The organism is Bacteroidota bacterium (assembly GCA_017303905.1).
Classification (GTDB): Bacteria; Bacteroidota; Bacteroidia; order B-17B0; family Aurantibacillaceae; genus JAHEYG01.
Genome location: JAFLBH010000001.1, coordinates 1,569,288 through 1,590,588 on the forward strand (window position 1 = coordinate 1,569,288; position 21,301 = coordinate 1,590,588).

Here is a 21,301-nt window from a genome sequence, read left to right on the forward strand (position 1 = left end):
GAGCTGCTTTTTACTCTTTAGGAGTTAATTTGTGGATTTTTTTGGTACCTGCGTACATTTCAAATTTAAACAATCTGCACTCAAGTGAGCCGTTAAATAATGTTATCTTACGTGTGGGACGAAGGCCAATAAATTTTGCGGCATCTAAATTGGAAGTAATGATCCAACAGGTCCAGCCGGCAAAATCTTTTTTTAATTTATCGCCAATCTGCTTGTAAAAACTCACAATGTCTTCTTTCTTCATACGCTCATCATAAGGCGGATTCAAAAGAATGGTTCCCATGGGTTTTTCTACTTTAACATCAAAGAATGATTTTCTGCTGAAGCTAATAACATCATCTACTTTGGCTACTTCAACATTGTGTTTGGTTATGTTTAAACTTTTATCTCTGATGTCGTTGGCTAAAATGTTTACATCTCCGTCTTTAATTCTGCCAATGGCACTTTCGGTAATGGTTTCGAATAATTTTTCATCGTAATTTTTCCAGCGCATGAATCCAAAATCTTTTCTGAAAATTCCGGCAGGTACATTATTGGCATACAAAGCGGCTTCGATAGCGAGTGTACCACTGCCACACATACCATCAATCAAAGGTAAATGCGGTTGCCAATCACTAATTAATACGATTCCTGCCGCTAACACTTCTTTAATGGGCGCGTCAACAATGTCTTCGCGGTAACCACGCTTGTATAAAATATCGCCACTGCTGTCTAAACTTACACTTACTTCATCTCTGAAAATATGCACGTATATACGGAGTGTTGGTGTTTTTAAATCCACACTCGGACGCTTTCCTGTTTTCTCTCTGAACTGATCACATATGGCGTCTTTGGTTTTTTGTTCTATGTATAAACTGTGTGTGAAGTTATCGGAGTTGGCAACGGCTTCAATCGCCAATGTATCATCCACTCCCATAAACTGCGACCAATCGAATTTTTTAATTCCATCGTATAACTGATGTTCGTTATAGGCTTCAAATTTGTAAATGGGAACTAAAATTCTCAGAGCGGTACGCAGACAAAAATTAGCTTTGTACATAAAGCCCAAATCGCCGGTAAAAGAAACGCCGCGTTTAAAAGGTTCTACATCTTTAGCGCCGAGTTTACGCAATTCCGCTGCCAATACTTCCTCTAAACCAAAGAAGGTAGTTGCTTTCATTTCAAAATCGCCGGTATGTGAAAAGGTGTAGTTCATAGGGTAAAGGTATGGATTATTATTGTGTTCTTTTAGTGTTTAAACCCCTCTGTCCTACGGACCTCTCCTCCCGATTATCCCGATAGCTATCGGGACGCGGGACAGGCTCTTAGCAGGGGAGAAATCAGTCGTGGTAATTAAGCCGTTATAGCAACGGACAGCTTCTCCCCCTGCGAAGGGGGAGTGCCCAAAGGGCGAGGGGGTTAAGCCTCAAATTTATTCACCGCATCTTTCCAATGCGGTGGTATCTCAACGGTAGAATTGATTTCGTAATTGAAACAAACAATCACGCTTTTGCCCTCGGCACAAAGTACTTCTTTGTCGTTTTTTAATTTGGTGATGACATTGGTGATTTCAAAACTTTTGGTTCCGAAGGATGTAATTTTGGTGTAACAAAATGCTGTGTCTTCCAAAAAAATCGGTTCCATGTAATTGATTTCCGTGCGCGCTAATATCATTCCTGTTTTAATCCAATCGATTTGTTGTGTAAATACATCTTTAAAGTATTCTACACGCGCGGTTTCGAAATAGGTAATGTGATTGGCATTGTTAACGTGCCCTTGCTTATCAATGTCCTTATAACGGATTTGAATTTTTTGCTTGTGTTTAAAATCGTGAAGGTTCATGGCATTACGATTGACGATTTAGCAATTGCATGGCTAAGCGCTCCAACTCTTTCTTCTTGCTTTCGGAGGCAGTTACCGCTTTCAAATGTTTTAAAGCTTCTTGTGTATGTATGTCCGCTTCCTTTTCACTGATGTTTTTAATATTTAACTGATCATAAACGGAGAGGACGCCTTTCACTTTTAACGTGCTGTCTTTTTCGTTTAAGAGAGCGGTTAAATTATTTTTTTGTGAAGCATCCGCCAATTCGAAGGCTTTCAGTAACAAGAATGTTTTTTTATTCGCGATAATATCACCGCCTACCTGTTTGCCAAATTTTCCGTCATCAGCATAGGCATCTAATACATCATCCATTAATTGAAAAGCAATACCTAAATGTTTTCCGAATTCATAGAGGTGATTTTGGTTTTCAGTATCAGCCTCTGCACAAATAGCTCCCATTTTCAAACTGCAACCTAGTAACACGGCGGTTTTGTAAGTAATCATCTGCAGATAATCATTTACGCTCACGTTCTGTTGGGTTTCAAAATTCATGTCCATTTGCTGACCTTCGCAAACTTCAATTGAGGTAGTTGCAAATAAACTTAACAGGGAAGATAATTTTGTTGTTTCGTGGTTTTTTAAAACATCGAAGGCTTTAACCAGCATGACATCACCACTTAAAATCGCAATATCGGTATTCCATTTACTGTGAACGGTTGGCATGCCGCGGCGTAAAGGTGCTTTATCTAAAATATCGTCGTGAATAAGAGAGAAATTATGAAACAGCTCCACGCTTAATGCGGCATTCAATGAATGCGATGGGTTTTTATCAAACAAATCACATCCGATAAGAGCAAGTAAAGGACGAATACGTTTTCCTCCCAATGATAAAATATAATTTTCGGGATCGTATAATTCGCGCGGTTGTTTCTTGTCTAACTCTTTCAAATAGGAGTTGAGATGCGCGTTAAATAATTCCAGTAAAGGTTTGTAGTTTTCCACGCTTTAATCCAATAGGCCTAACAAATAATTTCCATAACCGCTTTTTGTAAGAGGCTCTGCTATTTTACGCAATTGTTCTTTATTGATATAGCCCATGTTGTAAGCTACTTCTTCGATACATCCGATTTTTAAACCCTGACGCTCTTCAATCACTTCCACAAATTGTCCGGCTTGCATTAACGATTTAAAAGTTCCTGTATCTAACCAGGCTGTTCCGCGATCCATGATACTAACTTTTAACTTGCCGCGTTTTAAATATTCTTTGTTTACATCGGTAATTTCATACTCGCCGCGCGGACTAGGTTTTAAATTTTTAGCGATGTCTACAACATCATTATCGTAAAAATATAAACCGGGAACGGCGTAATTCGATTTTGGTACTTTCGGTTTTTCTTCAATGGAAAGCACTTTGTTGTTCTCATCAAATTCAACTACACCATAACGCTCCGGGTCGCTTACGTGATACGCGAATACCACACCACCATCCGGATTATTAATCTGACGTAATGCGCCACCTAATCCAACACCATAGAAAATATTATCACCTAAAATGAGCGCCACTTTATCTTTACCTATAAATTTTTCTCCTAATACAAATGCTTGTGCTAATCCATTCGGAACTTCCTGCACTACATAAGAAAACTTACAGCCAATTTGTTCGCCTGTTCCTAATAGCTTTTGAAAGTTTGGCAAATCATGTGGTGTAGAAATGATGAGTATTTCATTGATACCCGACATCATTAACACCGAAAGCGGATAATAAATCATTGGTTTATCATATACAGGCATCATTTGCTTACTCATGGCAAGCGTTAATGGGTGTAAACGGGTACCGGAACCTCCGGCTAATATAATTCCTTTCATAGGCATTTAATGTAGTCGATAAAATGTAGAACAAGATACAAATTAAGGTTCAGATGCTAAAATGGCCTTAACTTTTTTTCGGTATTTAGGCCGTTTAAAGGCGTAAAAGCGAAGGTCGCGATGGATTTGCCTGATATCCACCCACACACCATAGCTATAATAGAAGTTATTAAAATTCAAGTTCGTTTTTTCATTGAATCGTACAAAGCGGTAACCACCCATCCCTACCAAACCAATCCATTTTAAAGGTTTGAAAATAACTTGTAATCCGGCGCTGCTGAGTTTAATGGGGCCTTGTTCGTGCCATAGTAATTTACTTTGTGTTTCGTCTTTGAGGTTGTAAACATAACGACCTAATCCCAACTCAATCGGTATATCAATTTCAAAAAATCGTTTATTTAGTAAAACATATTCATAATAGCCGGTAAAATAATTCATGAATAATTCCTCGTAGCGAATCGTATTGAGTTGGTCGTTGATTTTTGCCGGACGTTTTGATTCAGCAGCGATGTTGTAAAGGCCAAATCCCACCGAATGTTTTTCAAAAAGTACAGCACCTAATTGAAACCCATTAATTGAAACAGGAATTTGCTTTGTGGCACGTTGGTTTTTAATCCAGGAATTGCGGCGATCTAACGCCACACGAAAACGAAATTTTTGAAAGCGGTAAATACGGCTGGAATCTTTCTGAAATTGTAGCTTAAGGGAATCTAATCGTTGTTGTGTGCGAATTTTTTGCGAGAACAAAGTAATGTTAAAAGAAAGAAGTAAACCAATGAGTACGGGTCTTATAAATGAACGTGTATAAAATGCAAGCAACAAACTCTTTAAGCAATTATGGAGAGTGAAGTTAAGTAAAAACCAAGGCTTGGAAAACAAATTTTTTTGGTAAGTAAATGCTGAGTAAATTTGTACCTCAAATGAATACAAGTCCACTTCAAAACAGCGATAAACCGGTTATCAAATGGCTCTTAACAGGTTGTGTGTTAGTGTATGTAATGGTGGTAGTGGGTTGCATTACACGGTTAACACATTCCGGACTTAGCATAACTGATTGGAATTTCATGGGTTCATTGCCACCGATTACACAAGAACATTGGCAAGAACGATTTGCTAAGTATCAAACAAGTCCTGAGTTTATTTACAAAAACAACTCCATGACTATGGATGAGTTTAAATCCATTTTCTGGTGGGAGTATATTCACCGAATGATTGGCAGAACCATTGGTTTTGTTTTTTTAGCCGGATTTGCCTGGTTTTTGATAAAGAAAAAATTCAGAAAGGAAACATTGCCAAAAATGCTTTTGTTATTTGCGTTAGGCGGACTTCAAGGATTAATCGGCTGGTGGATGGTAAAGAGTGGATTAGTAAAGGATCCTGCGGTTTCTCATTATAGATTAGCAACGCATTTAATGAGTGCATTTACTGTTTTCGCATTTACATTTTGGTACGCATTGCAATTGATGTATCCTAAAACAGAGGCTGTAGAAAGTGACGGAAAAAAACTGAAGACAACTGCTATTGTGTTATTTGTGGTTTTAATCATCCAGATTATTTACGGTGCATTTGTGGCGGGATTAAAGGCAGGTTTGTTTTATCCAACCTGGCCGAAGATGGGTGACAGTTGGTTTCCGAGCGAAACGATTATGATTGAAGAACAATGGTGGAGAAATTTTCTGGAGATAGGGGCTGGTGTTCAATTCATGCATCGTACTATTGCTGTTTTAGTGGTAATTTGTGTAGCCATACTTTGGAATAAATCAGACAAATTAAATTTAACAAAGCAGCAAAATTTGGGCATTACATTATTGATTTACGGAGTAACCGCGCAATTTATATTGGGAATTTATACGTTGTTATATCAAGTGCCCGTAGTATTAGGTGTATTACATCAAACCGGTGCTTTCTTTTTATTTACCGTTTGTATTTATTTATTGTTCCATCTTAATTTAAAACCGGTTCAGAATGGAGACAATAAATAATCCTTCACCTGAAGAGGGAAGCGGAATTATTTATCCGCCAAAGCCAATTGTTGCCGAGAACAAGGGGAATAATCTAACGCGCTCTTTAATCAGTTTGTTTATTTACGCTTTTTTGTTCTACGTTATTTTTGATCAGAATATCGCTTACATCGCGGCGGTGTTGTTGGCTTTATTGGTGCACGAATTCGGGCATTTTTTTGCCATGAAATTGTATAACTACCAAAATGTAAAATTGTTTATTGTCCCGTTATTAGGCGCTTTTGTAAGTGGTAAAAAAAGTACGGTTTCGCAAAAGCAAATGAGTGTTATTGTGCTGGCCGGTCCGTTACCGGGATTATTCATTGGTTTTGCACTTTACTTTTTAAACAAGAGTATGCAAAACGATTCGATAAAAATGTTGGCTAATGTTTTTATTTTTTTGAATCTGTTTAATTTGTTGCCTATTTATCCGTTAGACGGTGGACGATTCCTTGAAAATTTATTTCTTAAAAACAATTATGGTATTCGTTTGGTGTTTACAATCATATCAGTTTTGTTATTGGTTAGTATTATTTTGCTTACCGGTAGTTTTTTGATGTTAATCATTCCTGCTATGATGGTATACGAATTGATCAATGAAAACCGAAATCAGAAGATCAGAGAGTTTTTAGATCAGGAAAGAATTGCCTATCGATGTGAGTATGCTGATTTACCCGACAAAAGTTATTGGGTGATTCGCGACGCGGTTTTGTTTTCTTATCAAAAGAAATTTGCGGGGGTACCTCCGGGCTTATACCGTTACAGTGAGTTGGAGCCGATTTTAGTTCAGCAAATATCAGCCATATTAAAACCTGATTTCAAAACCGATTTAAGCGCCTTTGGTAAAATTGCCTTCATTCTTCTCTACATCTTCTCTCTCATAGGATTACCTTTATTATCTTATATCTTGTTTTTTTTAGAAGCCTAGTTTTCTCGAAAAAATAATTATATTTGGTTTCAAACATTTAAAATCTATATATGTCAGTTTGGCGAATTAAACCGGTATCGGCATTTGAGGCCGATATGAAAAAAAGTGATTTAAAGCGCGTGCTTACCAAATGGGGATTAACCTCGTTAGGTATTGGCGCTATTATTGGTGGAGGTATTTTTACATTAACAGGAATTGCAGCGCATGATTACGCGGGTCCGGCATTAGCCTTATCATTTGTTATTGCAGGTATAGGCTGTTTATTTGCATCGTTATGTTACGCTGAGTTTGCATCGGTGTTACCTGTAGAAGGTTCGGCCTATGCTTATGCATATGGTACCGTTGGCGAATTATTCGCGTGGTTTATCGGTTGGAATCTGATTCTGGAATATATGATGGGAGCAACCACAGTAGCAGTAGCCTGGAGTGGCTATTTTGTGAAGCTCCTGCATCTTTTTCATATCGATATTCCCATTTATTTATGTAATGATTTAGCGACTGCAACTGAGAAGTGTTTGGCGGCCGGATTAGCAGCGCCTTCATTTGCATTTAATCTTCCTGCTTTCTTAATTACCTGGGTCGTAACCGCTATTTTAGTTAAGGGTATTAAGGAAGCAGCCAGCACAAATAATATTATTGTGGTAGTTAAGATTGCGGTTGTATTATTCGTAATTATTGTTGGAGCATTTTATATTAACACAGATAATTGGTCGCCATTTATTCCTGAGAAAGTTAGCGTAATTGGTGAAGATGGTAAGGAAACATTTAAGTTCGGATTCGGTGGTGTATTAACTGCTGCAACTATAGTTTTCTTTGCTTACATCGGATTTGATGCAGTATCTACTCAAGCAGGAGAAGCTATCAATCCAAAGAAGGATGTGCCATTCGCAATTGTGGCTTCCTTAGTTATTTGTACAGTGCTTTACATTTTAGTTTCATTGGTGTTAACAGGAATGGTAAAATACGATCAATTAGACAAGGCTGCTCCTGTTGCTTCAGCATTCTCAGGTATTGGTATCAATTGGGCGGTGTTCATTATCACGCTTGCCGCAACGGCGGGATTAACGTCGGTAATGTTAGTAATGATGCTCGGACAAACACGTATTTTCTTAGGCATGGCAAAAGATGGTTTATTGCCTAAGTTCTTCCGTACTTTACACGCTGATTTTAAAACACCACATAAGAGTACAATTCTTGTTGGGTTAATTATTTCTTTAGTAGCTGCCTTAACACCGATTGATAAAGTAAGTGAGATGTGCAGTATGGGAACGTTATTAGCATTTGCCATGGTTTGTGTTGCGGTGATGATTTTACGTTATAAAAAACCTGAATTAGAGCGCCCATATAGAACGCCTGCGGTTTATTTGGTTGGAACTTTGGGTGTTGCCTTCAATATTTTCTTGATGTGTTTCGTACGTAAAGAAACTTGGATTGCATTCGTAATTTGGGGCGTAATCGGAATTATTGTTTACTTCATTTACAGTAAGCGAAACAGTAATCTCAATAAGTTGGATCACGAGGAAACTTTATAATTGAAGAATATAAAAACAAAAAACCCCGATACTTCATCGGGGTTTTTTATTGACTTTTATTTTTGAATTAAATTTCTTCGAATTCAGGTTCTGGTTCGTAAATAAATTGTTTACCTAAAATAATAATGGTAGCTCCAATACTTTGCTCAATAATTTGCCAAAAAAAATCGGTGATTAAATAAGTACTCGTCATATTTTTTGTAAAGGAAATATGAAGCACTGTCATAATCGCGAATAAACTCACGGCTACAATTAATCCGCTTAAAAATCCACGTAATACCACACTGTGAATGTTTTTTATCCAGTTGGTTTCAAAAACACGGTAAATGATAAATGAAATAACTAAGTATGCTATTGCTGATAACAATACGAACCAAACGAATGGAAATTGAATTTGTTTGAAGTCGTTTAAGAAAATACCATGCCACACGTAAAAAGCCGAGTACATGGCAATCGCGCCTAGAATCCAACTAATAAAAAATCGTACCGTGAAACGCATATAAGTTACAACGTGTAAAGTTAACAAAAGGTTAGTTGAAGTCCAACTAAATGCTTGTAACTTATTGTAATACAATAATCTAAACTACTTTAAAGTAGAAGTCACCGTTGTGTTTAGGGGCTTGGGACGTGTAAATGATAACCTCTTTTCCGCTTTTTGTTTGCAGTAAAAGCTCGAAGCATTTACCATTAAAAAAGTGATTCAAATAAATCGCGAACAAATCACCGTTTTTTTTGTCGGATAATTTGAACTGATTTGGACGAAGTAAAATTCTTTTTTTGGATTTATAATGATCAGAGTCTTTTTCAAAATCTTTATGATCAAACACATTATAATCTCCTAATATCTTTGCCACTTTTAAATTACGTGGTTCGTAATACACTTTGTTTTTATCACCAATCTGCGCAATATTTCCATTTACTAAAACTGCTATTCTATCGGCATACTTTAAAGCTTCCTCTGCCTGATGTGTAATCAGAATTACACCGCTGTGTTTCTTTTTCGCCTCGTGTATAATGAAAGCAAATAATTTATCTTTTAAAATTTTATCGAGATTGCTAAAAGGTTCATCCAGCAAAATTAGTTTTGGAAATAAAGCCAAGGCTCTTGCAATAGCCACACGTTGTTTTTGTCCTGATGATAAATTTTTTGCCTGTAAATGTTTAATCGACTCAAGTTCGAGGAGCTTCAGGATTTTATGACTACGCTTTTCTTTATACTCATCACTCAAACCAATCAACATGTCTTTAATATTTTCTTCTACCGTATGATTGTCTAAAACATAGTAATCCTGACTTACCAGTTTCATGTCGGGATAACCCGGAATTAAATTATACGAGGGGCCAAGTACTTTATGTTTATTAAACCAAATTTCGCCTTCATCTAAATCCACTAATCCATAAATACATTTAATGAGTGTAGATTTTCCTTCACCGCTAGGACCTAGCATAGCGAGAATTTCCCCATCGTTTACTTCAAACGATAAGTTTTTAATGCCCGTAAATACGTTTTGATTGTGATAATTAAAGGATATGTTTTTAACCTTTAGAATAGCGCTTTAGTTTCGGAATAAAGAGATGTAACCTTTAAGCTTGTAATCTTTTCCATCGAAGCCGGTAGCTTCCACCACACAAAAATAAGTTCCGCTTTCGCATAACATCCCGCTTGGTGTATATCCGTCCCAGTGTCCGTTAATGGTTTCCCAGCTCGCTACTAAGTTACCATAGCGACTGTAAATATTTACTTTCATGGTTTTTATACCACGTGCAATCGGTTTGAATACATCATTTACACCATCCGCGTTAGGTGTAAAAACATTAGGTAATGTAATACCTGATGTGTCTGAAATAAAGAAGCTGTAATCTGATGTGTCGCTGCATCCATTGGAATTATACGCCACTAAACTAACGGTGTACGCGCCGCTACTTGTATAATCGTGGGTTGTATTGGTATTTGTATCTACAGCAGGGGTATCGCTAAATAACCATACGTAATTGGTAGCGTTACTCGAAAAGTTAGTGAGTACAATTTGATTTGGAAAACCAATTGTATTTAAACTGGCAGAAAAACTGGCACGAGGGGTAGCGCTAATTGTTATCGATTGAGCCGCCGTGAAACTACCTGATGCATTCGCTACTGTTAAAGAAACAGTATAAACGCCCGGATAGGTAAATCCTAAGGCAGTACTTGCTTGGTTAATACTGCTCAAATAAGCGATTTCAATACTCGGATTAACCGTCCAGCTAAAAGAAGTGGGTGTATTGGTTGTAATAGAGGTGAAAATAACTGTTTGTCCGGTACAAATGGTATTACTTGGAACAATAATATTAGCGGTTGGAACTTGCGCCAGCGCGAAACTACCAACGATTGAAAAGGCTATGAAAAACAGCTTTTTTAACACCTCATAAATTTACTAAAAATTCCATCGTATTTACCCCATCGGCATAATCAGTAATAACAGGCTGTTGTGAATAACCGAAAGGTATCATTCCCTTACCGTTTCCAACTATGCATTGCAAATTCTCTTTATTCTCGTTTAGGTAGTTTTTTAGTTGGTTTTCATTGGAGTATTCTTCGCTGTAAAGAACCGAAACCGGCGAAAATAAGCCTTTGTCGGGCTTAATCATTAAGAAATTATTGTCGAGGAATTTCTCTCCTCCTAAAAGATAAATGGCACGGTTATAATCGTAATTATTACCGTATTTTTTATTGTCGACCACAAATTTATAATCGTAAACGGCTTCAAATAAGGTATCAAAAACGTAGCCTTCCGGTACTAATACCTTGGAAACATTGCGACAACCCAAGCCAAAATAAAGAAAAATGTCTTTGCCTAAATTCTTAAGGTCTTCTTTGGTTTCATTTCCTGTTAAAACGGCAATAGAGGTACGTCCTTTCCTGATGATATTTGGATACTTACTGAAGTAATATTCGAAGTGCTTGGATGTATTATTACTGCCGGTTGCAATCACAGCGTTAAAATCGTTCAGTTTCCCTGTACTAAAACTAATTTGTTGTGTAATTTCCGGTTCATAGTGCTCCAATAGTTTTATGAAGAATGGCATTAATACATTGTCATCCGACGACAACTTTACCAACGCTTTATGTCCACTCAAGATCACACACATTAAATCGTGTAAGCCTACCAACGGAATATTTCCCGCCATAATAATTGCCACCGTTTTTTGTTGCTTAGGCTCAGGAATGTTTTTGCAGAAAGCTTCCAGAGCTTCTTTCGTGAGCATAAGAGCATTGTTGGCTAGACTTTCATGAATAAATTGTTTGATAAACCAACCATTATAAATGTAAGCTGATTCCATTAACTTTTCGAGGCCTTGATGCAAACCTTTCTCATTTTCAATCCATTCGTTCGGATTAAAGTGTCGTTTAATGAACAGTCCGCTTTGAACAAATGCATTTATTCTTTGTTTTATTTCCATATAACCCCGTATATTTGCAACTTAAATTTAAATGCAAAACTAGTTAAAATGGCTATTAAAATTACAGATGAGTGTATTAATTGCGGCGCCTGTGAACCTGAATGTCCAAATAATGCTATCTATGAGGGGGGCGCTGAGTGGCGTTTTTCTGATGGAACGAGCTTAAAAGGGATGTTTAAAGGAAAAAACTCAGGATTGGAAGTTGATGCTGAAAGTCCGCAAACGCCTGGTTCTATGGATGTATATTTTATTGTTACCGATAAATGTACAGAGTGTGTTGGTTTCCACGACGAACCACAATGCGCGGCTGTTTGTCCGGTTGATTGCTGTATTAAGGATGGAGATAATGTGGAGCAAGAAGCTGAATTATTAGAAAAGAAAGCCTCTTTGCACTTATAATTAATTGTGTTTCCTCACACTAAAAGCCGTCTAAATCAGACGGCTTTTGTTTTTTATCCAACCCGTTAAACTATAACGATTGGCTTTGCTCAAGAGTACCTCATGTTCCATTTCGCTTTCAAATACGAGAAGTCGGCCACCTAAGGGCTCAATGGTGAATGAAGAGTTATCGTCTTTATAAAGTATTAATTCGCCGCCGTCTTCTTGTTTCCAATTTTGGTTAAGATAAAGTAACACGGTTATTTTTCGGGCGTCATCACTTTTAAAGGCATCTCTGTGTTTTTTGTAAAAGCTTCCCGGAGGATACAAAGCCAAATGAAATTCATGCTCCTTTAATCCTAAATAAAAACGGCGATTAAGCGCTTGAGTTAATTCAGGCATAAAATGGAAGAATAAGGATTGTAACTCGGTATCATTTTCGCCCACCCAATAAATAAAATCACTACGTATGTCTGTGTTTGTTAAGTGTTCAGCGTTTTTTCCGATGCCGGCTTGTTTCAATTGTTTATTTTCAGAAAGTAAATTTATTTTCCGAACTAATGTTGCGATTTCATTCGCGGAAATAAAGTTATCTATCACGCAATAGCGTTGTTCGTAAACATCATTAACAATTTTTTCAATTGCAGTTTTCAAAATATAAATTAATTTTGGCGAAAATTAGAAAGTATGAAATTACAAATATTTACCGTTGCATCTATAGTCGTCTTCATGGCGTCCTCTTGTGGTTCATCAAAGAAAGCCGGTTCCAGTGCCGAAGCTTCTTTAACGCCCGGCGATGCTGAGGTGAAAGCAATACAGGGTAAATACGCTGATGTAACATTGCAAACTCTGAATGAAGGTTATGCTGTTTATTCAGGACCATGCACCAAGTGTCACGGACAAAAAAATATTTTTTCGCGTACGGAGCAAGAGTGGGAGAAAGCGATTAACCGTATGGCACCAAAGGCAAAAATAACCGATGTACAGAAGGACGCATTATGGAAATATGTTTTAGCGATGAAAGCTGCCCGCCCAAATCAAACTAAATAAAAGGTCAATTATAAAGAAACAGAAGTGCGGGCTTTATATTGGCCCGCATTTTTTTTATGAAAACGTTAAATAAAAGACAACATATAAAAGAAACAATTCTCCTCTCGTTGCCATTAATAGCAACGCAGATAGGTCATGTATTTACCGGAATGGTAGATAATTATTTTTTAGGGCAGATTGGAAAAACAGAACAAGCAGCAGGTATTTCAGCGAATGGAATATTTGTTTTGTTACTGGTGTTTATGATTGGAATGAGTTACGCTTCAACACCTTTGGTATCCTCGGCCCATGTAAATGATGATGTTAAAGAAAAAGCCTCATTATTTAAAAACTCCATGTTTTTAAATACCGGTGTTGCAATAATCGCATTCATCATTTTGTTTTTTATGAGTCCCTTGATGGATTATATGCAGCAGCCTGCCGATGTAGTTGAGTTATCAAAACCATTTTTTAATGTGTTGATTTTTTCTATGATTCCTATATCGTTTTTCTTTACCTGTAAACAGTACACCGAAGGATTAAGTAATACACGCGCTGCCATGTATATTAGCATAACAGGCAATTTGCTTAATATTGTTTTGAACTATGCCTTAATATATGGGAAATGGGGTTTGCCTGAAATGGGTTACATGGGTTCCGCCTGGGCGACTTTCATAGCCAGATGTTTCATGGGAGCTTCTTTTGTTTGGTATATTTTTAAGAATAAAAGAACAAGAGAAATTGTTCCGCAGTTAAAAAAGGTAAAGATAAATTTAACGGCCATTAAGCCAATTTGGAAAATAGGAATCAATTCAGCATTTCAGTTTACATTTGAAGTAGCTGCTTTTGTGGTGGCCTTATTTATGGCAGGTAAGTTTGGAAAAGAAGCTATAGACGCGCATGGTATTGCAATTACAATAGCTTCCGGTACTTATATGTTTGCAAGCGGACTCAGCAGTGCGGCCACTATTAGGGTAAGTAACTTTGCCGCGGAGAAAAATAAAAATGAAACCAGGCGTGCGGGAAATATTGCGGTAATGTTAGTGTTAATTTGCATGGGTTTTTTCGCAATCGTGTTCGCTTTACTGAGTGATGTACTCCCTAAGATTTTTACAGCCGACGCAGAGATTTTAAAAGTAACCTCGAGTTTGTTGATTATAGCGGCCTTCTTTCAATTGTTCGATGGATTGCAAGTTACCTCAATTGGAATTTTACGCGGCATTGAAGATGTGAAGTTCCCGACCTACATTACTTTAATAGGCTATTGGGTTTTGGCCTTACCTCTCGCGTACTTGTTAGGATTTACCTATAAAATGGAGGTAATAGGAATTTGGTGGGCGCTTACCTTCAGTTTAGTATTTGTTGGTATTGCGTTGTATTGGCGCTTTTGGCACCTCATGAAAAAATAAAAAAATAAGATTGAATTACTTAAAGCTCTGCATGTCGCAGAGTTTTTTGTATATGCCATTTTGCGCGATGAGCTGAGTATGTGTGCCGCGCTCGGCAATTTGTCCTTGTTGCATCACGATGATTTCATCAGCGTTAGCAATTGTACTTAAACGATGCGCAATTACAATACTGGTTCTGTTTTGCATAAGGTTCGACAAGGCATCTTGTACCAATTTTTCGCTTTCAGTATCTAATGCTGAAGTGGCTTCATCTAAGATTAATATCGGGGGATTTTTTAAAACCGCTCTCGCAATACTTATACGCTGACGTTGTCCACCACTTAATTTGCCTCCGCGGTCGCCAATATTAGTTTCATAGCCATCCGGCATTGCAACAATAAAATCATGCGCATTAGCTATTTTAGCAGCATTAATAACGTCTTCTTTAGTTGCATTAGGAATACCAAAAGCAATGTTGTTAAAGACAGTATCATTAAATAAAATACTTTCCTGAGAAACCATTCCGATTTGCTCACGTAAATTTTTTATTCGAAGATCTTTTACATTGGTTCCGTCAATTAATAATTCACCCTCATCCACATCATAAAAGCGCGGAACCATATCGGCTAATGTTGTTTTTCCGCTTCCGCTTTGCCCGACTAATGCAATTGTTTTTCCTTTTGGTATGCTGAGGTTAATGTTTCTAAGAACATAACCGGCATCCCCTTTATGGTAGGCAAAAGAAACATTTTTAAATTCAACACCGGTATTAAATGACGGAATAGTTTTCGCGTCTTTTTTCTCGGTGATGTTTATTTCAGCGTCTAAAATTTTATTGATACGTTCTTCCGAAGCAACACCTTTTTGAATATTGTTGTACGCCTGAGTAATTTGTTTGATAGGAGGAACGATTTGAGAAGCAACAGCAAAATAACCAATGAAAGCAGCGGCGCTTAAAGTGCCATCACCACTCAACACCATTTTACCGCCAATAAACATTATAAGCATAAGAATACAAACCACAACCGATTCACTGATAGGCGAGGTAAGGTCTGTTTTACGGTATACTTTCACCGATTGATTGTAATAGTCGTTGTTCATTTTTTGAAAACGCGAATTCACAAAATTCTCTCCTGTAAAAGCTTTAATTATTTTTAATCCGCCAAGTGTTTCTTCCATGATGGAAAAAAGATGACCAAGTAATTCCTTACTTTTTTGCGCATTTCTTTTTAAGCTTTTCCCAATGATTGCCACTACAATTCCTGCTACAGGTAAAAAAAGTAACACATAAAGTGTTAAGTATCCGCTAATGGAGATGAGCATAATCAATGAGAAAATAATCACAATAGGTTCACGGAAAATCAATTCAAGAGTCTGCATGATACTCCATTCAATTTCCTGAACATCGCTAGTCATACGGCTAATTATATCTCCTTTACGTTCATTACTATAATAGGAAAGTGGAAGATCTAACGATTTAGAAAATATTTTGTTTCTTAAATCCCTCACAACACCATTTCTTATTGGGGCTAAAAAATACATAGCCATATAGCGTGAGAAGTTTTTAATGACAGTCATAATTATTACCGCGGTACATATGAATGTTAAGGCGTAAACTTTACCGTACGTTACAATGTAAAATGCCATGGTAAAATCAAAGTATCCCATAAAATAATCAATCGAAAGTGAAAAATGCGGGATACCTTTGGATAAAATACTAACGTATTCTGAGCTTCCTTTTTCGAACAGCAATTTTAAAAACGGAATAACAAGCGCAATGGAAAATACGCTCAATACAGATTGAATTATATTGAAAAATATATTCAGAAAGGCGTAGCGCCAATATCCGTTAATGTATTTTAGTGCCGAAAAAAGCCTAAGCATATTGCGTTAACGAAGATAGCAACAAATTATTACAAGCTTCCGGTTAAATTTCCCTAAAATCTCACTACCTTTATAAGCATGGAAAGTGTTAGGCAACAAAAGGTAAATAAACTGCTTCAAAAGGAGCTGGCAGAAATTTTCAGAAGTGAAGCCCGTGCCATGTTTGGCGGCGCGTTTATTACTGTTACCGTCGTACGTGTAAGTCCGGATTTAGGTACTGCAAAAGTATATCTTAGCATCATGGCAACGAAGGATAAAGCTGCCATATTTAAGTTGGTGAATGAACAGAACTATCTTATCCGTAAACGCCTAGGTATGATTATCGGGAAGCAATTAAGGGTAGTTCCGGAATTACAGTTTTTCCTCGACGATTCACTGGACTATGCCATGAAGATTGAAGAATTATTAAAAAAATAAATTCTGAATTTATCATTTCAAATAGCAAAGAGGTATCTTATTTCCAAGAAATCCAACAATGCCATTAATATCATCAGTTGGATAAGTATCATTGCTATTGCCTTTACTACTGCAGCTCTTGTTATTATTCTTTCAGCCATGAACGGACTTACCGGCGTGGTGGCAGATTTATACAATGCGATAGAACCGGATATTAAAGTAATGCCGGTGAAGGGTAAATTTTTCAGTTACAGTGATGCGCTTGTTGGTAAGATTAAGGAAATTGAAGGCGTAGATAAAGTATCAATATGTTTAAGTGACAATGCGCTTATCAAAGCAAACGACAAACAGGCTATAGTAACGGTTAAAGGCGTAGATGAAAATTTTATTGATGTAACGCGGTTTGATTCTGTGATTAAGGAGGGAAGTTATGTTCTCAAAAACAAAGAAACCTATTTTGCGATTTTCGGGCGAGGAGTTGCCAATCAGTTACAGATAAACATAAACAACCTCATCGAACAAATTAGTATATATAGTCCTAAGCGAGGAGGGACAGAAAGTATTAATCCGGATGATAATTTCAATCAGAAATTTGTTTTCCCTTCAGGCACCTTTTCGTTGAACGATGATTTCGATTTTAAATATATCATAACGGATATTCAATTAGCGCGTCAATTATTTGATTGCCCGAATGAGGCTTCTTCCATCGAGATAAGTACATTATCGGGTGGCGATGCTGATGAAATACAAGAAAAGATATCCGAATTAATGGGACCAGGCTTTGCAGTAAAAAACCGTTATCAGTTAAACGATGTTTTATTTAAAACTCTGGAGACCGAAAAACTCTGGACCTTCATCATATTGGCGTTTATTTTGATTATAGCCACCTTTAACATCATTGGGGCGCTTACGATGCTTATTATTGAGAAAAAGAAGGATATAAAGACTTTATACTATTTGGGTGCCGATAATAAACTGATTAGGAACATTTTTATGGGAGAAGGTTTTTTAATAACGGCTATTGGCGCCTCAATCGGACTTGTTTTGGGCTTGGCTGTTTGTTTACTTCAGATTCAATATCATTTTGTGACCTTCGACGATCAGTATGTTATTCCGTATTACCCGATAGATATGCAATTAAAGGACTTTATCTGGATTATTGGTCTTATTATGCTGATAGGCTTCTTTGCAGCGCTTTATCCGGTACGTGTGTTTACGCATAACGACTTTGTGCATGGTAATGATTAAGTCGTTTGTTTTGAGGGTAGGTGGTAAGTTTACTGTTCCTTACGACAGTACATGGGGTGTTTCAAAAACCTGGCAAATAATTTTAATCAGCGTGTTATTGTTACTTATACTAAGAGTTTGGTGGGGATGGAACAAAAACAAAAGGAAATAAAAAACCCCGGATTTACCGAGGTTTGTTTTTTTAGTTGCTAATGCTGATTTTCTTTTCTAATTCTTCGATATAAGCTTTAAAGCGTTTATCGGTGTCCATTAGGTTGTTTACCGTACGGCAAGCATGTAAAACTGTAGCGTGGTCTTTACCACCGCAATGCATACCAATGGTAGCTAAAGAAGATTTAGTCATATTCTTAGCGAAATACATGGCAATCTGACGAGCCTGAACTACTTCACGCTTACGTGTTTTAGATTTCATGGTATCGATAGCTAAGTCGAAATAGTCGCAAACCACTTTTTGGATGTAATCGATAGAAACTTCGCGAGCAGTACTCTTCACGAACTTATCAATCATATTCTTAGCTAACTCTAAAGTGATTGTTTTCTTATTTAAAGAAGACTGAGCCAATAAAGAGATTAATGCACCTTCTAATTCGCGAACGTTAGATGTAATGCTGTATGCTAAGTATTCGATTACTTCTTTTGGTAGTTGAATTCCTTCGTTGTAAATTTTCTTTTCAAGAATAGCGATACGGGTTTCTAATCCCGGAGCTTGTAAATCGGCACTTAATCCCCACTTGAAGCGGCTTAATAAGCGTTGCTCGATTCCTTGAATATCAACCGGTGCGCGATCAGCAGTTAAGATAACCTGCTTGCCTAATTGATGTAAATGATTAAAGATATGGAAGAACACATCTTGTGTTTTGTCTTTTCCTGCGAAATATTGTACATCGTCAATAATCAATACATCAATCATTTGATAAAAATGAATGAAATCGTTTTGGTTATTGTTACGAATAGATTCAATGAATTGAGTAATGAATTTTTCCGACTGTACATAAAGAACAGTTTTATTAGGGAAGTTTTTCTTTACTTCAATACCAATTGCTTGTGCTAAGTGAGTTTTTCCTAAACCAACACCACCATATATTAATAATGGGTTGAAAGCGTTGCCTCCGGGTTTTTGCGCTACTGCATAACCCGCGCTGCGAGCTAAACGGTTACAATCACCTTCTACGAAATTTTCAAAACTGTAGTTTGGATTTAATTGCGATTCAACTTGTACCTTTTTTAAACCCGGAATTACAAATGGATTTTTAATTGGGTTATTGCTAGTATCTATTGGCATAGATACAGAAGGGTTTTTTAAGTTGGTGCTGATGTTTGGTAATTTAAAAGTAATTGGTGTTTCGGTTTTCCCTGTGCCATTATCCATTACGATGTTATACTCTAAGCGTCCTTCCGCACCAAGTTCTTTACGAATAACTTTTTTAATTAAAGTGATGTAGTGCTCTTCGAGCCATTCGTAAAAAAATTGAGAAGGAACCTGAATGGTTAACGTCGTATCAGAAAGCTTAACGGGTTTAATTGGCTCGAACCATGTTTTAAAATTCTGTGGGCTCACATTATCTTTTACAACTTCTAGACAATTGTTCCAAACCTGTTCTGCTGTCTTCTCCTTCATAGTCAAAATTAGTTTTTAATATTATGATGTTTATAGTAATTAACTCTTATTTGTTTGTAAATATACAGTCTTTATTTATTTACGCAACAAAAAAGCCCAAAAAAAAATTTTAGAAAATTTTCTGAATTTTTTTGGTTATTTAAATTTTTTGATTATTCGGGTTGTGAAACACTTTTTTATTCGTGTCAGAAAAAAATATTTCTATTTTTCCGAGCCAAATTCCGGCCCAACCAACTTGTGTAATTAAAACTTCTTTTCCCTCTGAATTTGTGAGTTTTACAGGCTCATCTAAAAATGTATGTGTGTGTCCGCCAATTACTAAATCGATGTGTTTAGATTCTTGAGCTAATATGATATCGCTCACTTTTTTATTCTCGTATTTGTAACCTAAGTGACTGAGGCAAATCACATAATCACAATGTAAATTGTTTTTTAAATGATGTGCTGTATTATTTGCACAATCCAAAGGATTATTATATTTTATACTGCCGAATAGTTTTTTTTCTACGAGTCCTTCTAGTTCAATACCCACGCCCAGCACTCCAATTTTTATTCCGTTCTTTTTGAAAATTTTATAAGGTAATATTTTTCCCGTTAATGCAGTATCGCTGAAATTATAGTTGCAATTGATGAACGAAAAATTAGCATGGGGCATTTGTGTTACGATGTTTTCTACACCTAAATCAAAATCGTGATTTCCCAAAGTAACAGCATCATATCCCATTTGTGACATCAGTTTATATTCCAGTTCTCCCTTATAAAAATTGAAATAAGGTGTACCCTGAAAAATATCACCGGCATCTAATAACAGAACGTTTTCGTTTTCTTTTCTTAATTGCTTTATAAATGCCGCTCGTCTGGAAAATCCGCCTTGGCCGCCATATTTCGGATCGTTGTCCGGAAAAGGTTCAATGCGACTGTGTTGATCGTTGGTATAAAGTATGACTAATTTTTTTACTTTTTCATCTCTTACAATTTCAGTGGCACCAACTGAAAATCCACTCAGCACGGCTGCGCTTCCCAAAAAATATTTCAGGAAATCCCTTCTATTTTGAAACTGTAATTCGCCCATTTTTATAAGGTACAATCCGCTTGTTTAAATTAGTTAAGTATTTGCAATAATCAATAATCGCGTCACGTAATTTCACATCGGTGCTTTCGGATTTTACCGGATTTTCAAAGAAGAAACAATTGTCACCGCCATTGGCTAAATAATCAGTTGTGATGATTATGTAATTTTCATTTTCATTCCAATCTTTACCAAAAACCTGAATATTAATCGGATTTTTTTTATCGAGGTAAAACTCAATATTATTGCTAAATAATTTTCCATTCTCCCCAAATGAAACTAAAGCCTCCTTCAGTGCCTTACCGCTGATGGTAAGTATTACTAAATTATTATCAAAAGGCATTAATTCGTAAATGGTACGTACACTAATTTCACCTTTAGGTAAATTAATTCTTAATCCGCCGCGGTTAACCATAGCAATTGATTTTCCCTTGTAATTTGGCGACTTTTCCGCAACAAAATGATCCATGGCCAGCATCACAAAATTGGCCAGTGTTGATTCGTATCCATCCTTCGTTAGCGTGCTATCACACAGGGCGATTACCTCATTCATTTGCGCATCTATCTTGTTTTTATAAGGTGAAATTGTTGCGGAAGTTAAAGAATCTTCTAGTACAGATTTTAATTCGTGATGTGAAGTTTGAGTATTAGTTAACTGCAGGTGTTGTTTACAAGCACTTAATAAAATTAATAAGACTACACTGTATTTTAAAAATCTCTTCAACG

The 21,301-nt window shown here is 36.7% G+C and carries 23 protein-coding genes; 9 read left to right on the forward strand and 14 right to left on the reverse strand.

Going from position 1 to position 21,301, the window contains the following annotated elements:
• Positions 1 to 10: 10 nt before the first annotated feature.
• From J0L69_06625 to J0L69_06645, 5 genes are all read right to left on the reverse strand, one after another.
• Positions 11 to 1,195 (reverse strand): class I SAM-dependent RNA methyltransferase, encoded by a 1,185-nt coding sequence (locus J0L69_06625; GenBank protein ID MBN8692852.1) that lies wholly within the window; start codon positions 1,193 to 1,195, stop codon positions 11 to 13.
• Between the two features lie 203 nt (positions 1,196 to 1,398).
• Entirely contained in the window at positions 1,399 to 1,821 is a 423-nt protein-coding gene (locus tag J0L69_06630) for an acyl-CoA thioesterase (GenBank protein MBN8692853.1), read from the reverse strand.
• Between the two features lie 4 nt (positions 1,822 to 1,825).
• Positions 1,826 to 2,782, reverse strand: coding sequence for a polyprenyl synthetase family protein (locus tag J0L69_06635; GenBank protein ID MBN8692854.1), 957 nt, complete (start codon positions 2,780 to 2,782; stop codon positions 1,826 to 1,828).
• A gap of 24 nt (positions 2,783 to 2,806) precedes the next feature.
• Positions 2,807 to 3,667 carry a glucose-1-phosphate thymidylyltransferase RfbA gene (gene rfbA, locus J0L69_06640; GenBank protein MBN8692855.1) on the reverse strand — a complete coding sequence of 287 codons (861 nt, stop codon included), beginning with the start codon at positions 3,665 to 3,667 and terminating at the stop codon, positions 2,807 to 2,809.
• A gap of 42 nt (positions 3,668 to 3,709) precedes the next feature.
• A complete protein-coding gene (locus J0L69_06645; protein MBN8692856.1) occupies positions 3,710 to 4,309 on the reverse strand; it encodes a hypothetical protein in 600 nt (199 codons plus the stop codon).
• A gap of 278 nt (positions 4,310 to 4,587) precedes the next feature.
• On the opposite strand from J0L69_06645, the gene J0L69_06650 reads away from it, so the two are divergent.
• Genes J0L69_06650 through J0L69_06660 form a run of 3 tightly spaced genes read left to right on the forward strand, consistent with a single transcriptional unit; the run spans position 4,588 to position 8,127 of the window.
• Positions 4,588 to 5,649: a COX15/CtaA family protein gene (locus J0L69_06650; protein ID MBN8692857.1), complete on the forward strand. Its 1,062-nt coding sequence runs from the start codon at positions 4,588 to 4,590 to the stop codon at positions 5,647 to 5,649.
• The gene (locus tag J0L69_06655; GenBank protein MBN8692858.1) at positions 5,633 to 6,595 is read left to right on the forward strand and encodes a site-2 protease family protein; all 963 of its coding nucleotides are present in this window, start codon (positions 5,633 to 5,635) and stop codon (positions 6,593 to 6,595) included. The genes J0L69_06650 and J0L69_06655 overlap by 17 nt, the downstream gene beginning before the upstream one ends.
• 50 nt (positions 6,596 to 6,645) lie before the next feature.
• Positions 6,646 to 8,127, forward strand: a complete 1,482-nt coding sequence (locus J0L69_06660) for an amino acid permease (GenBank protein MBN8692859.1) — start codon at positions 6,646 to 6,648, stop codon at positions 8,125 to 8,127.
• A 67-nt stretch (positions 8,128 to 8,194) separates the two neighbouring features.
• On the opposite strand, the gene J0L69_06665 is transcribed toward J0L69_06660, so the two are convergent.
• The 4 genes from J0L69_06665 to J0L69_06680 all read right to left on the reverse strand — a co-directional run bounded on the left by J0L69_06665 (position 8,195) and on the right by J0L69_06680 (position 11,565).
• Positions 8,195 to 8,626, reverse strand: a complete 432-nt coding sequence (locus J0L69_06665; GenBank protein ID MBN8692860.1) for a hypothetical protein — start codon at positions 8,624 to 8,626, stop codon at positions 8,195 to 8,197.
• A gap of 79 nt (positions 8,627 to 8,705) precedes the next feature.
• On the reverse strand, positions 8,706 to 9,575 hold the full coding sequence (locus tag J0L69_06670) for an ABC transporter ATP-binding protein (GenBank protein ID MBN8692861.1): 870 nt from the start codon (positions 9,573 to 9,575) through the stop codon (positions 8,706 to 8,708).
• 108 nt (positions 9,576 to 9,683) lie between these two features.
• Positions 9,684 to 10,526, reverse strand: a complete 843-nt coding sequence (locus J0L69_06675; protein ID MBN8692862.1) for a gliding motility-associated C-terminal domain-containing protein — start codon at positions 10,524 to 10,526, stop codon at positions 9,684 to 9,686.
• A 1-nt stretch (position 10,527) separates the two neighbouring features.
• Entirely contained in the window at positions 10,528 to 11,565 is a 1,038-nt protein-coding gene (locus J0L69_06680; GenBank protein ID MBN8692863.1) for an acyl-CoA reductase, read from the reverse strand.
• Between the two features lie 48 nt (positions 11,566 to 11,613).
• Between J0L69_06680 and J0L69_06685 the strand changes: the two genes are divergently transcribed.
• Positions 11,614 to 11,964, forward strand: coding sequence for a 4Fe-4S dicluster domain-containing protein (locus tag J0L69_06685; protein ID MBN8692864.1), 351 nt, complete (start codon positions 11,614 to 11,616; stop codon positions 11,962 to 11,964).
• Between the two features lie 30 nt (positions 11,965 to 11,994).
• Here the strand turns inward: J0L69_06685 and J0L69_06690 are convergent, their stop codons facing one another.
• Positions 11,995 to 12,597 (reverse strand): 2OG-Fe(II) oxygenase, encoded by a 603-nt coding sequence (locus J0L69_06690; protein MBN8692865.1) that lies wholly within the window; start codon positions 12,595 to 12,597, stop codon positions 11,995 to 11,997.
• A 33-nt stretch (positions 12,598 to 12,630) separates the two neighbouring features.
• Here J0L69_06690 and J0L69_06695 point away from each other — a divergent pair, with 33 nt between their 5' ends.
• Both J0L69_06695 and J0L69_06700 read left to right on the forward strand, forming a co-directional pair.
• Entirely contained in the window at positions 12,631 to 12,993 is a 363-nt protein-coding gene (locus J0L69_06695; GenBank protein MBN8692866.1) for a cytochrome c, read from the forward strand.
• 56 nt (positions 12,994 to 13,049) lie between these two features.
• Positions 13,050 to 14,381, forward strand: a complete 1,332-nt coding sequence (locus J0L69_06700) for an MATE family efflux transporter (protein ID MBN8692867.1) — start codon at positions 13,050 to 13,052, stop codon at positions 14,379 to 14,381.
• Positions 14,382 to 14,396: 15 nt separating this feature from the next.
• Here the strand turns inward: J0L69_06700 and J0L69_06705 are convergent, their stop codons facing one another.
• A complete protein-coding gene (locus J0L69_06705) occupies positions 14,397 to 16,244 on the reverse strand; it encodes an ATP-binding cassette domain-containing protein (protein MBN8692868.1) in 1,848 nt (615 codons plus the stop codon).
• Positions 16,245 to 16,322: 78 nt separating this feature from the next.
• On the opposite strand from J0L69_06705, the gene rbfA reads away from it, so the two are divergent.
• The 3 genes from rbfA (at position 16,323) to J0L69_06720 (ending at position 18,039) form a co-directional block, all read left to right on the forward strand.
• Complete coding sequence (gene rbfA / locus J0L69_06710) at positions 16,323 to 16,661, forward strand: 30S ribosome-binding factor RbfA (protein ID MBN8692869.1); 339 nt, start codon at positions 16,323 to 16,325, stop codon at positions 16,659 to 16,661.
• Positions 16,662 to 16,799: 138 nt separating this feature from the next.
• Positions 16,800 to 17,888, forward strand: coding sequence for an ABC transporter permease (locus J0L69_06715; GenBank protein MBN8692870.1), 1,089 nt, complete (start codon positions 16,800 to 16,802; stop codon positions 17,886 to 17,888).
• On the forward strand, positions 17,881 to 18,039 hold the full coding sequence (locus J0L69_06720; protein ID MBN8692871.1) for a hypothetical protein: 159 nt from the start codon (positions 17,881 to 17,883) through the stop codon (positions 18,037 to 18,039). The genes J0L69_06715 and J0L69_06720 overlap by 8 nt, the downstream gene beginning before the upstream one ends.
• A gap of 30 nt (positions 18,040 to 18,069) precedes the next feature.
• Here the strand turns inward: J0L69_06720 and dnaA are convergent, their stop codons facing one another.
• From dnaA to J0L69_06735, 3 genes are all read right to left on the reverse strand, one after another.
• On the reverse strand, positions 18,070 to 19,506 hold the full coding sequence (dnaA, locus tag J0L69_06725; protein ID MBN8692872.1) for a chromosomal replication initiator protein DnaA: 1,437 nt from the start codon (positions 19,504 to 19,506) through the stop codon (positions 18,070 to 18,072).
• 139 nt (positions 19,507 to 19,645) lie between these two features.
• A complete protein-coding gene (locus tag J0L69_06730; GenBank protein ID MBN8692873.1) occupies positions 19,646 to 20,578 on the reverse strand; it encodes a metallophosphatase in 933 nt (310 codons plus the stop codon).
• Positions 20,553 to 21,299: a 5'-nucleotidase C-terminal domain-containing protein gene (locus J0L69_06735; protein MBN8692874.1), complete on the reverse strand. Its 747-nt coding sequence runs from the start codon at positions 21,297 to 21,299 to the stop codon at positions 20,553 to 20,555. Before J0L69_06735 ends, J0L69_06730 begins: the two co-directional genes overlap by 26 nt.
• Positions 21,300 to 21,301: the final 2 nt, after the last annotated feature.